This window comes from Marinobacter sp. M-5, assembly GCF_032911545.1.
GTDB lineage: Bacteria > Pseudomonadota > Gammaproteobacteria > Pseudomonadales > Oleiphilaceae > Marinobacter > Marinobacter goseongensis.
This window is the reverse complement of record NZ_JAWJEK010000004.1, coordinates 143,783-155,757: the sequence shown is the minus strand read 5'-3', so window position 1 is coordinate 155,757 and position 11,975 is coordinate 143,783. Positions and strand designations below refer to the sequence as shown.

The following is an 11,975-nucleotide window of genomic DNA, read 5'->3' as shown; positions in this document are numbered from 1 at the left end:
AGAGCGCGTTAGAACTCACGCCGATAGTATTCTTCAAGAATTCTCTGACCCTCGCCTGTGGCACCGGTGCCACGGGCAACGATTCGAAAAGCTTTGGCAACCGACGCGCCCGTCTCATGGGAATAATTGGTCATATTCACGTCGGCCGATTCGTTGCCTACCGAAACCTGGGCATCACCTACGTACTCCACCAGATACCGAGGCGCTTCTGGAAACAGTGGGCTGTCATTGACGGTCGGCACTGTTACCGCAACAGAATTGGAGCCGCTCCAATTACTGGCCAGAAAGATATTCTTGCCACGGGGTGCTTCGCCCCTCTCGTAAAAGCCTGCTAAGGAGCCAAGCCCTGAAGGACTCGCCAGATTATCGATGGCGCGCTCTGCCTCACGTAACGCCAGCTCTGCACCTTCCATGGCCATAAAGCCCTCCCTTTGAGCTGACACCATTCTCTCCTGAAGCGTGCTGTTCTGCATGCTTGAAACGGCCAATAGGCTGAGCACCAGCAGTATCAGAAGGCTAGTCAGTAGAACAGCCCCAGATTGACGCCATTGACTTGCTCTCATGTTCACGCCCCTCAATTCTGTTCTACTTTCAATATGCGGTTTCTGATAGTCGCCATGGATGAAAACACGCGATAAAGATGCCTCGAATCCGCAGCCACTTCGTCCACGACGTTAAATTCTCCAGCCCCATCACAATCCGCCCAGTGCGGATAACAAAGCTCCATAGGGCTGTTGACGACACGATTCTCCGGTGACCTGACGAGCATTGAAATTTCAACGGCTACTACATTCGCCGCCGCGGCCTGGCTAAGGGAGTTTGGAGCAGTAATCTCTACCCAGTCGGTTACCTCACCATTCGACAAACCGGTATCGAGACCGACGCGCATCTGTAAATCCCAAACGCCATCCATGATTTCCTCAGCTGTGCCATTAGCTTCCTGGCGGTAAAGCGCCCGATTGCCATCAGCGTCCTCATCAACGAAATACTGATGGTAATACGGTGCAAAAATCTGAGCTGTTTCGTCATACTGTTTGGACAGACAATTCACTGCCTGCCCTGGGCAATTGTTGTCAACCACAACATCCACACCCTCCCTGGGCTTACCATTTCCCGGTGACACGCTGCCGCCGGTATTGTGGTTGATACCTGGATTTGCCCCCGTCTGCAAACCGGTCACCTGGAAGATGTCGCCCGCAATGCAATCACTGATCAGAAGAACGTCGGCCTCATCGATGCCGCTGACCGTGTTCACTTTCAAATTGGCCGACGAGTTGGGCATCTCCTCGGTGATTGAGACATCACCAGCTCCGCCAACTCCGCGCAGAATCATCACGTCGGTCCCTGCCAAACCAAGACCGCTTCCATCACTCTGGAAAGACATAAATCCGTCCTGGAAATCAAACAAATCGGCGACGTAATCAGGGCTGGTGCTGTCGAGCTTGTTGGCAACATTCTCTCGGGGAATGCACCCCCAGTAATCCGCATTTCTGACCGCCCGTCCAAGAAATTCCGACGTCATTCGTCCAGACTCCTGAACCCGCATGTTGGCCTCTGCGACGGTGAAGGAGCGCTGGTTGCCGCTGAAAATTTGCACCAAGCCTGCGGTCAATATCAGGCCCAGGGTTATTGCAATCATCAATTCGACAATAGAAAGGCCCTGCTGCCTGAAGGATATAGAGTTCATCTCAACCTCACATACAAGGTGTAATTCTGGGCAATCGCATCATTGCCGATACCCCGTTCAGTCCAGTTAACGGTGATTTCAGCGAAGGTGCTGTTCGCGGTAGTCGTAACATCCACCTCCGACGCCGCGGTGGGAACATCACTGACCAACAGACCGTGCCACGCCGCGAGATCGCTGTTGCAATCGGTACACTCGGCCGAAAGCGCTTTTTCGAAAGTTGTTACATCGCTGAATTCGGATCGCATACGCTCCGACAGGTCGTAGGCGTGCATGGTAACCAGTGAGCGAATGTTAGAGTTGCTGGTCTGTTTCAGCGACAACGCCTGCATACCGGCGACTCCCAGCAAACCAATTGCGAGAATAATCAGTGCGACCAACACCTCGATCATGGTGAATCCGGCGGATCTGGGCACCGTTGTCTTTGAAATTACGCGCATGGCTCGTCTCCCGCCCTTACTCGACCACCCAGGGTTATGGTGATCTGGCTACCGGTTTCCCCGCTGCGATCATCGCAGACATCGACTGTTACTGCGGAGCCGGCAAACGAAGAGCCACCGCCCGTGAAACCAAAACTGCCTGTAGACGTTACCGTGACGGCGCCCGGAGCGGCAGAGATGACCCGAACAGCTTCCGTGGCATCGAAGGCGTTGTTCGCATTCTGATCAATCCATGCAACCATTCCGTTCGCCCAATCATTACCATCCTGAGGGGATACCCGCACAACGCGGCCCTGCTTTACCGCTTCGGCGCGGGCGTAATTGATGAGCCCGACAAGGTCATTGGACGTACTGGCGATCCGGCTATTGGCAATTATGGTCGCAAAGGAGGGAACCGCTATCGAAGCCACTATCGCAACGATAGCGACAGTGATCAGCAGTTCAACAAGCGTAAAACCTTTTGTTCTGACGTTACGGTACATAGTCCACTTCCAGTTTGGCCTAAGGAAACGTTACGCAGAGTTAACGCCTACTTCCATGAGGAAACGACAAGCGGACCGGATCAGCAGATGAGCGGCAGGTGGGGGCGAGATTATGAGAAAAATATCACGTTATTGCAGGTACTCAGACCTCAGGAAACCTCAACCACATCAATCCGAAGCTCCTTCGGCATCGAGAACACAATGTTCTCCTCGCGCCCCGGGATTTCTTCGGGCACGTCACCGCCGAGCTCTTTCAGGCGGGAAATCACATCATTCACCAACACTTCCGGAGCCGAGGCGCCGGCGGTCACGCCGACTATCTTCCTGCCCTCAAGCCAGGCGGGGTCAATCTGTGCGGCCTCGTCGATCAGATAGGCGGGGGTGCCCATGCGCTCGGCCAGTTCCCGCAGGCGGTTGGAGTTGGAGCTGTTGGGAGAGCCGACCACCAACATCAGGTCGCAGTCGCCGGCGAGCTGCTTGACCGCGTCCTGGCGGTTCTGGGTGGCGTAGCAGATGTCGTCTTTTCTGGGACCCTGGATTTCCGGGAACTTGGCACGGAGGGCATCGATCACCCGTGCGGTATCGTCCATGGACAGGGTGGTCTGGGTGACGTAGGACAGCTTGGCCGGGTCGTTTACCTGCAGGTTGGCGACGTCTTCCTCGTTCTCCACCAGGTAGATTTCGCCACCATTACTGTGATCGTACTGCCCCATGGTGCCTTCCACTTCCGGGTGGCCATGATGACCGATAAGGATGCACTCGCGACCCTCACGGCTGTAGCGCATCACTTCCATGTGCACTTTGGTGACCAGTGGGCAGGTGGCGTCAAACACTTTCAGCCCGCGACGGGCCGCCTCGTTCTGCACCGCCTGGGAAACGCCATGGGCGCTGAAGATCACCAGTGTGTCGTCCGGCACTTCATGCAGCTCGTCCACGAACACCGCACCGCGATTGCGCAGGTTGTCCACCACGAATTTGTTGTGCACCACCTCGTGTCGCACGTAGATGGGCGCACCGAACACATCCAGCGCCCGGTTTACAATTTCGATGGCACGATCAACGCCGGCACAAAAGCCGCGGGGATTGGCGAGTCGGATCTGCATATCAGCCTGCTGCTCTGGTTAGTGGGCCGGTCCGACCGGCTCCACGTCAATGATTTCCACTTCAAAGGTCAGTGTACGCCCTGCCAGCGGATGGTTGAAGTCCACTTCCACCTCGTCGCCCTCGACACGGCTGACCACCCCCGGCAACTCCTGCTGGCGCGCGTCGGCAAAGGAGATCATCACCCCTGGCTCGAGCACCATGTCTGCACTGAACTCATGGCGCTTGTAGGTTTGCAGGTTGTTGGGGTTGTGCTGGCCAAAGGCTTTCTCCGGCGGCACTTCCACAGTTTTGTGTTCACCGGCGGTCATACCCATCAGGTACGCCTCGAAGTTCTCTGGCAGGTTTTCGTCGCCAATTTCCAGGGTCGCCGGGGCCTTGTCGAACGTGGAATCCACCACTTCGCCATCCTGGAATTTCAGAGCGAAGTTCAGGGTCACGCGGGTGCCCTTGTCTACCGGAAGGTTTTTCATCAGTGTTGGTCACTCCCGTCCGCAACGCCCTCGGCGGGCTTGCGGAACATGTCGAGAATCATCATGCCGGCACCGATGGTGATGGCGGTGTCGGCCAGGTTGAAGGCGGGGAAATGCCAGTCGTTCCAGTAAAAATGCAGAAAATCGACCACATAACCATGCACCACCCGGTCATACACGTTACCGAGCGCGCCGCCGAGAATGAGTACGATGGCAATCGCCGTCCAGGTTTCATTGCGCTTGAGGGTTTTCAGCCAAATCACCAGAGCCACGCTGACACCAATCGCCAGCACCACGAAGAACCAGCGTTGCCAACCGGCGGCACCGGCCAGAAAGCTGAACGCCGCGCCGGTGTTGTGCAGCAGGGTCAGGTTAAAACTGGGCATCACCGCCACCGGGCTGGCGTAGGTCAGCATGGCGGTGGCCATGGCCTTGGTGCCGAGGTCGAGGGCGATGACCAGCACCGCCAGCCACAACCACTTCATCTTGGAACCGCTGGCGTCGTCCGTCATGACCGCGTCCATCAGGCGAACGAGCGGGCTTCGCCCGTTCCTTCGACGTTGGTCACACAGCGGCCGCAGAGATCCGCGTGGGCGGCGTGCTGGCCGACATCCTCACGGTGGTGCCAGCAGCGTTCACATTTGGCATGGGCAGCCGGAGTCACTTTCACCAGCAGCCCCTCGTAGGCCGTGGGTTCAGCGTCGCCCGCTTCCGCCACCGGTCTGACCGTGGCCTCGGAGGTAATCAGCACGAACCGCAGCTCGTCACCCAGGTGCTTCAGAGCCGCCGCCAGATCGCCCTCACAATACAATGTGACCTCGGCGCTCAGGGAGCCTTTGATCTCGCCACGCGCCCGCGCCTCTTCCAGGCGCTTGTTGACGGCTTCCTTGACGCTGTAAATCTCGCGCCAGTAATCCCGCCCCAGTTCAGCGCTGTCTGGCAGCGCGGTCAGGCCGTCGTACCAGGCTTCGTAGAACACGGTGTCACCGCGCTTGCCCGGCAGCGTCTGCCAGATCTCGTCGGCGGTAAAGCTGAGAATCGGTGCAATCCAGCGCACCAGCGCCTCAGCCACATGGTACAACGCGGTCTGGCAGGAGCGCCGCGCCAGGCTGTCGGCCTGGGTGGTGTACTGGCGATCCTTGATGATGTCCAGGTAGAAGCCGCCCAATGTGGCCTCACAGAAGTTGTACACCTTCTGATAAATCCGCAGGAAGGCGTAGTTCTGGTAGTCCTCGTTGAGCTCGTTCTGTAACTGCAGGGCGCGGTCCACCATCCAGCGGTCGAGGGCGATCATGTCGTCCGGCGCCACCATGTGCTGATCCGGCTCGAACCCGGTCAGGTTGCTGAGCAGGAAGCGGGCGGTGTTACGGATGCGGCGGTAGCCGTCCGCGGTCTGGCGCAGGATGTCCTTGGACACGGTCATCTCGCCGCTGTAGTCCGTCGCCGACACCCACAACCGCAGAATGTCGGCACCCAGCTCGTTCATCACTTCCTGGGGCGCGATCACGTTGCCCATGGACTTGGACATCTTGTGGCCCTTGCCATCCACCGTGAAACCATGGGTCAGCACCTGCTTGTAGGGTGCCACGCCGTTCATGGCGATGGAGGTTTTCAGGGAGGACTGAAACCAGCCACGGTGCTGATCGGAGCCTTCCAGGTACATGTCCGCCGGGAACTGCCCCAGTTCAGCGCGCGGGCGCAGAACCGAATCGTGGGTGACGCCGGAGTCGAACCACACATCGAGCGTGTCCGTCACTTTCTCGTAGTGCTCGGCATCGTCCCCAAGCAGCGCGCTGGCGTCCAGGTCGTACCAGGCATCAATGCCAAGGGACTCGATCTCTCTGGCGACGGCCTCGATCAGGCTCTGGGTGTCCGGGTGTAGCTCCTGGGTTTCCTTGTGGATAAACAGGGTGATTGGCACCCCCCAGGTGCGCTGACGCGAGATACACCAGTCCGGGGACTGCTGGAACATGGCTTCAATGCGGTTCTGCCCCCAGGCAGGAACCCAGCGCACACCCTTGATGGCTTCCAGCGCGTCGGCACGCAGGTGTTCTTTTTCCATGCTGATGAACCACTGCGGGGTCGCCCGGTATATCAGCGGGGTCTTGGTACGCCAGCAGTGAGGATAGCTGTGGCGGAATTTCTCGGAGAACACCAGTTTGCCCTCCCGACCCAGCGCTCCGCACACCGGCTCATCGGCCTTGTACACATGTACACCGGCGAACTCGCCGGCGGCACTGGTGTAGGTGCCATCCGCCTGCACCAGATTGATGGTGCCAATGCCGTAGGCCTTGCCCACTTCAAAGTCTTCCATACCGTGGTCTGGTGCGGTATGGACCGCGCCGGTACCGGCATCCGTAGACACATGATCGCCCAGAATTACGGGCACCTGCTTGTCGAACACCGGGTGCTTGAGCATCAGATTCTCGAGCGCAGAACCGGAACAGGACGCCAGCACTTCAAAGGCATCAACGGACCAGCGTGCCATGATGCCCTCCACCATGTCAGCGGCAAGAATCATGCGCTCTGGTCCATGACCGGCGTTGACCTGAACCAGCGCATAGTCCAGCTCGGCATTCAACGACACAGCCTGGTTGGCGGGGATGGTCCAGGGCGTGGTCGTCCAGATCACCACCGACACGTCACCCTCACCCTTGTCAGTGCCAAACGCGGACAAGGCCCTCGCCTGGTCCACTGCGGTAAAGCGCACATCGATCTGGGTCGAGGTCTTGTCCTGATACTCCACTTCCGCTTCGGCCAAGGCAGACTGCCCGACCACACTCCAGTACACCGGCTTGTAACCGCGCACCAAATGCCCCTTGGCGACGATCTTGCCCAAGGCGCGAACGATGCCGGCTTCTACTTTCGGGTCCATGGTCAGGTAGGGCTTATCCCACTGCCCCATGACGCCGAGGCGGATAAAATCGGCCTTTTGCCCGGCAATCTGCTTGGTGGCGTAATCGCGACAGGCCTGGCGGAAGGTTTTGTAGTCCACCTTGACCCCGGCCTTGCCAATTTCCTGCTCCACCTTGTGTTCAATGGGCAGGCCATGACAATCCCAGCCCGGCACATAGGGCGCGTCATAGCCCATGAAACCGCGGGACTTGACGATCATGTCCTTGAGAATCTTGTTGACCGCGTGACCAATGTGAATGCTGCCGTTGGCGTAGGGAGGGCCGTCATGCAGAATGAACTTTTCCCGACCCTCACGCTGCTTGCGCAGATTGCCGTATACATCCAGATCCTGCCAGCGCTTGAGCATATCCGGCTCGCGCTTGGCCAGGTTACCGCGCATGGGGAACGCGGTGTCAGGCAGATTCAGAGTGTGCTTGTAGTCGCTCATGGTCTGTGTGCGTGCTCTTGTCGGTCGGTTGTCATCAGAAAAATAGGGCCGGACTGCGCCGGTTACGCCTGTTGTTCGCTGGCGGCGGAGCCATGTTCGGCAATCCACGCCCGGGCGCTGTCAAAATCGCGAGCGATCTGCGCCTTGAGTTCGTCCACGGACTCGAAACGAACCTCCTCCCGCACGCCGTGGCGGAACACCACCTCCAGAGTCTGGCCGTAAAGTGTGCCAGCAAAATCGAAGAGGTGCACTTCAAGGGAGGGCTGTTTGCCATCCACCGTTGGCCGCACGCCAATGTTGGCGACGCCGTCCCGGATCGAGCCGTCCTGTAATCTCGCGCTGACCACGAAAACTCCCTGCAAGGCGGGCATTTGTCGCAGCAGGATATTTGCAGTCGGGGCGCCGATCTCACGGCCCAGCTGGCGGCCATACACCACGCGCCCGCGAATCCGGTACGGATGGCCCAGCAGTTTCTCGGCCGCTTCCAGGCCATTCACGTTGAGCAACTCCCGAATCCGGGTGCTGCTCACCCGCTCTCCGGCCACCGAGACTGTGCGGGTATTCTCGACAGAGAATCCGCGGGCAGCCCCGACGTCTTGCAGCAGGGTAAAATCGCCGGCCCGGTCACAGCCAAAACGGAAATCATCGCCGACCACCAGGTGGCGCACGGCCAGCCCATCAATCAGGACGTCCTCAATGAACCCCATGCCGGAATAGCTGCGAAAACGCTCGTCAAAGCGCAGGCACAGCACCATATCAATGCCCTCGGACATCAGGGTTTCAAACTTCTGGCGGAACGCCATCAATCGCGGCGGCGCCTCGCGGCCCTGGAAAAACTCCCGGGGCTGAGGTTCGAAAATCATCACCACCGAGGGCACGTTCAGCGCCCGGGCCTTTTCCTTGACCTGCTCAAGAATGGTTTTGTGGCCCAAGTGCACGCCATCAAAATTGCCGATGGTCGCAACACAGCCATGGGCCAGTGGCGACGCCTCTTGCAGGGACAGAATTTTCAGGTTGGTCAGACCCCGGATCAGACGCATGTAATGCGAACCTTCAATTGCCAGCGTTGCAGTCAGCCGATTCCCGGTCACCAATGGGAGCCCGGGAATCGCTGGTGAGAAAACGCGCGATTATAACCTACCTGTGGCGGAAATGTCTTACCCGCACGCCGGCCAACGCCAGCGCAATGAAGTAAACCGCCACACCGGCGGCGACCAGGATGCCCATATCGGCTGCCCGCTGCATCCCGGGTGCCGCCAGCCAGTCACTGACCGGAGCGCGAAGGTAGAGCACCACCGCCGCCAGCGCCAGGTTGGCAAACGCCAGTTGCAGCAGAAAACGGGGCCAGCCGGACTGACTTTTCCAGGCGCCCTCTTTTCTGAGCCCCCACCAGAGCAGCAACCCGTTCAACCAGGCCGACAGCGAGGTGGCCAGCGCCAGCCCGGCGTGGGCGAGCGGCACAATCAACGCCAGGTTCATCGCCATGTTCGCTACCATGGCGATGATACCGATCTTGACCGGGGTTTTGGTGTCTTCGCGGGCAAAGAACCCCGGCGCCAGCACCTTGATCAGCATGAACGCCAGCAGCCCGGCGGAGTAAGCCCGCAGACTCTGGGCCGACATGGCTACGTCCCGATCCGTCACCTCGCCATAATGAAACAGCGTGGCAATCAGCGGTTCGGCCAGCAGCGCCAGCGCCACCACCGCCGGCAGACCGATCAGCAACACTGCCCTCACCGCCCAGTCCAGCGTGGCCGCAAACTGGTCCGCCGACGCCGCCGCGTGCTTGCGGGACAGGCTCGGCAGAATCACCGTCGCAATGGCAATGCCGAACACCCCCAGGGGCAACTCGGAAAGGCGGTCAGAGTAATACAGCCAGGACACACTGCCGGTTTGCAGGAACGAGGCCAGCACCGTATCCAGCAACAGGTTGATCTGACTCACCGACACCCCGAACAACGCCGGCGCCATCAGCTTGAGGATGCGGCTGACCCCTTCGTGACGGTAATCCACCCGTGGCCGCGGCAACAGACCAAGCCGCATCAGAAACGGCAACTGGAAAAACAGCTGCAGGGCGCCGGCAATGAACACCCCCCAGGCCAGCGCCATTACCGGCGTTTCCATCAGCGGAGTGAGGAAGATGGCCGCGCCGATCATCGCCAGATTCAGCAGCACCGGCGTAAAAGCAGGGATGGCGAACCGATCGTAGCTGTTGAGAATGCCACCGGCGAAGGCGGTCAGGGAGATCAGCAGCAGATAGGGAAAGGTGATCCTCAGCATGTCGCTGGCCAACCCGAACTTGTACTCGTCATCCAGGAAGCCCGGTGCGAACACCGCAGTCAGCAGCGGCGCACCCAGCATCGCCACAATGGTTACCCCCAGCAGCACCAGGCCGAGGGAACCAGACACAGCGTTAACCAGACGCCGAACTTCCGCGATGTCCTCGTTTTGCCGATAGGAGGACAGCACCGGCACGAAGGCCTGGGAAAAAGCCCCTTCGGCAAACAGACGGCGGAGAAAATTGGGAATCTTGAACGCGACGAAAAAGGCGTCCGCCCCGGCGCCCGCGCCAAAATAACGGGCAATTACCATATCGCGAACCAACCCCAACACCCGGGACAGCATGGTCATGATACCCACCACGCCAGACGAGCGAAGCAGCCCGGGCACTTTAAGGGGCAGGGGCTGTGGTGACGGATCTTCTGCTTGGGATGACATTCGGGCCCTGACATCGGAAATGGCTGAATCGGATGGCGGCAGCTTGTGAGTGTGCTGATATCTCGGTAAATACCTGCGCACTCCGGGACACTGCTGTCCGCTGCGGAGCGAGTTTAGCACAGCCCTTGCGTACCGCGGGATGAAATGGGTTTAAGCCTTGACATTTAAACCCATCGGCGGCATAGTTCCGCGTCATTTATTTCGACGCGCTGGTTTTGGCGCGCCCGCGAATTTTCGAATCAATTACAGATTTTCAGGAGTTACACGGTGGCAAATTCCCCGCAAGCCAAGAAGCGCGCACGTCAGAACGAGAAGAACCGCAAGCACAATGCCAGCCTGCGTTCTATGGCGCGTACGTACATGAAAAAAGTTCAGGCCACGATCGAAGCCGGCAACTACGAAGAAGCCCAGGCGGCTTTCCAGAAGTTCCAGCCGATCATGGACGGCATGGTCAACAAGGGCATTTTTGCCAAGAACAAGGTTGCTCGCCACAAGAGCCGCCTGAGCAGCAAGATCAAGGCCCTGAAGAGCGCGTAAGCGGTTTTACTTCAGCGTCGAAAAAAACCGGCTCGCGAGCCGGTTTTTTTGTGCCTGTCAGACGATCACCATGTTGTCCCGGTGAATCATCTCTTCGCCGGAGACGTACCCCAGCACGTCCAGAATACGATCGCTTGACCGGCCCGCAATCGCCCGAGCCTCATCGGCGCCGTAGTTGACCAGTCCCCGCGCTATCTCCTTGCCAGCGCCATCCACGCACGAGACCATCTCGCCGCGACGGAACTGACCGGCCACGCTCTTGACCCCGACGGGTAACAGGCTGCGGCCACCAAGACACAGCACCCGAACCGCACCATCGTCCAGAGTCAGCTTGCCCCGGGTCTGCAGATGGCTCGCCAACCACTGTTTACGGGCGGCGATCCGCCCCTGCTCAGGCAACAGCAGGGTGCCGATCACGTCACCGGCGCGCAAGCGGGTAATCGCGTGCTCGATCCGGCCACCCACAATTACCGTGAAAGCCCCGGACCGCGCCGCCAGCCGCGCGGCGCGCACCTTCGTCTGCATACCACCACGCCCCAGCGCCCCGGCTCCGCCACCGGCCATGGCATCCAGCTCGTGGTCGCCCGCCTTGCGTTCGGTCACCAGCCGGGCATCCGCGTGCTTGCGCGGATCCTTGTCAAACAGCCCTAACTGATCGGTCAGAATGATCAACCCGTCTGCCTCGATCAGGTTGGCCACCAGCGCTCCCAGGGTGTCGTTATCGCCAAAACGGATTTCGTCGGTCACTACCGTGTCATTCTCATTGACGATCGGCACCACCCCGAAATCCAGCAGCGCCCGCAGCGTGCTGCGGCCGTTGAGGTACCGTTTGCGGTCAGAGAGGTCGTCATGGGTCAGCAGGATCTGGGCGGCATGGATGTCGTGACGCTTGAACTGGGCTTCCCAGGTCTGTACCAACCCCATCTGACCAACAGCCGCAGCAGCCTGAAGCTCATGAAGCTGTTGCGGCCGGGTTTTCCAGCCTAGCCGGCTCATCCCCTCAGCCACCGATCCTGAGGACACGATCACCACTTCCACGCCCGCCTCAATCAACTCGACGATCTGGTCCACCCAAAGCCCAAGGGCGGCGACATCCAGACCCTTGCCGTCGTTGGTCAGCAGGGCACTACCTATTTTCACCACCAGACGGCGGGCCTGGCGTAACTGGGCGCGTTCACTCATGATCGGTCCGGATGC

At 59.4% G+C, this 11,975-nt stretch carries 12 protein-coding genes; 1 reads left to right on the top strand and 11 read right to left on the bottom strand.

All coding sequences use genetic code 11. From position 1 onward, the window contains the following. Positions 1–8: 8 nt before the first annotated feature. The 10 genes from R0125_RS16030 to murJ form a co-directional block, all read right to left on the bottom strand. Positions 9–563, bottom strand: coding sequence for a pilus assembly protein (locus R0125_RS16030; RefSeq protein ID WP_317238795.1), 555 nt, complete (start codon positions 561–563; stop codon positions 9–11). A gap of 11 nt (positions 564–574) precedes the next feature. Beyond that, entirely contained in the window at positions 575–1,687 is a 1,113-nt protein-coding gene (locus R0125_RS16025) for a PilW family protein (RefSeq protein ID WP_317238794.1), read from the bottom strand. Further along, positions 1,684–2,124 carry a type IV pilus modification protein PilV gene (pilV, locus tag R0125_RS16020; protein WP_317238793.1) on the bottom strand — a complete coding sequence of 147 codons (441 nt, stop codon included), beginning with the start codon at positions 2,122–2,124 and terminating at the stop codon, positions 1,684–1,686. The genes R0125_RS16025 and pilV overlap by 4 nt, the downstream gene beginning before the upstream one ends. Next, the gene (locus R0125_RS16015) at positions 2,115–2,606 is read right to left on the bottom strand and encodes a GspH/FimT family pseudopilin (RefSeq protein ID WP_317238792.1); all 492 of its coding nucleotides are present in this window, start codon (positions 2,604–2,606) and stop codon (positions 2,115–2,117) included. The genes pilV and R0125_RS16015 overlap by 10 nt, the downstream gene beginning before the upstream one ends. Before the next feature lie 149 nt (positions 2,607–2,755). Then, the gene (ispH, locus tag R0125_RS16010) at positions 2,756–3,709 is read right to left on the bottom strand and encodes a 4-hydroxy-3-methylbut-2-enyl diphosphate reductase (RefSeq protein WP_248183806.1); all 954 of its coding nucleotides are present in this window, start codon (positions 3,707–3,709) and stop codon (positions 2,756–2,758) included. Positions 3,710–3,727: 18 nt separating this feature from the next. Then, positions 3,728–4,180, bottom strand: coding sequence for a peptidylprolyl isomerase (locus R0125_RS16005; protein WP_248183804.1), 453 nt, complete (start codon positions 4,178–4,180; stop codon positions 3,728–3,730). Beyond that, a complete protein-coding gene (lspA, locus tag R0125_RS16000) occupies positions 4,180–4,704 on the bottom strand; it encodes a signal peptidase II (RefSeq protein WP_317238791.1) in 525 nt (174 codons plus the stop codon). Before lspA ends, R0125_RS16005 begins: the two co-directional genes overlap by 1 nt. Beyond that, positions 4,704–7,523 (bottom strand): isoleucine--tRNA ligase, encoded by a 2,820-nt coding sequence (gene ileS / locus R0125_RS15995; RefSeq protein WP_317238790.1) that lies wholly within the window; start codon positions 7,521–7,523, stop codon positions 4,704–4,706. The genes lspA and ileS overlap by 1 nt, the downstream gene beginning before the upstream one ends. A gap of 62 nt (positions 7,524–7,585) precedes the next feature. Then, positions 7,586–8,563 (bottom strand): bifunctional riboflavin kinase/FAD synthetase, encoded by a 978-nt coding sequence (gene ribF, locus R0125_RS15990; RefSeq protein WP_317238789.1) that lies wholly within the window; start codon positions 8,561–8,563, stop codon positions 7,586–7,588. 97 nt (positions 8,564–8,660) lie between these two features. After that, entirely contained in the window at positions 8,661–10,241 is a 1,581-nt protein-coding gene (murJ, locus tag R0125_RS15985; protein WP_317238788.1) for a murein biosynthesis integral membrane protein MurJ, read from the bottom strand. 267 nt (positions 10,242–10,508) lie between these two features. On the opposite strand from murJ, the gene rpsT reads away from it, so the two are divergent. Beyond that, positions 10,509–10,778, top strand: a complete 270-nt coding sequence (rpsT, locus tag R0125_RS15980; RefSeq protein WP_248183798.1) for a 30S ribosomal protein S20 — start codon at positions 10,509–10,511, stop codon at positions 10,776–10,778. A 57-nt stretch (positions 10,779–10,835) separates the two neighbouring features. On the opposite strand, the gene proB is transcribed toward rpsT, so the two are convergent. Further along, on the bottom strand, positions 10,836–11,960 hold the full coding sequence (gene proB / locus R0125_RS15975) for a glutamate 5-kinase (RefSeq protein ID WP_248183796.1): 1,125 nt from the start codon (positions 11,958–11,960) through the stop codon (positions 10,836–10,838). Positions 11,961–11,975: the final 15 nt, after the last annotated feature.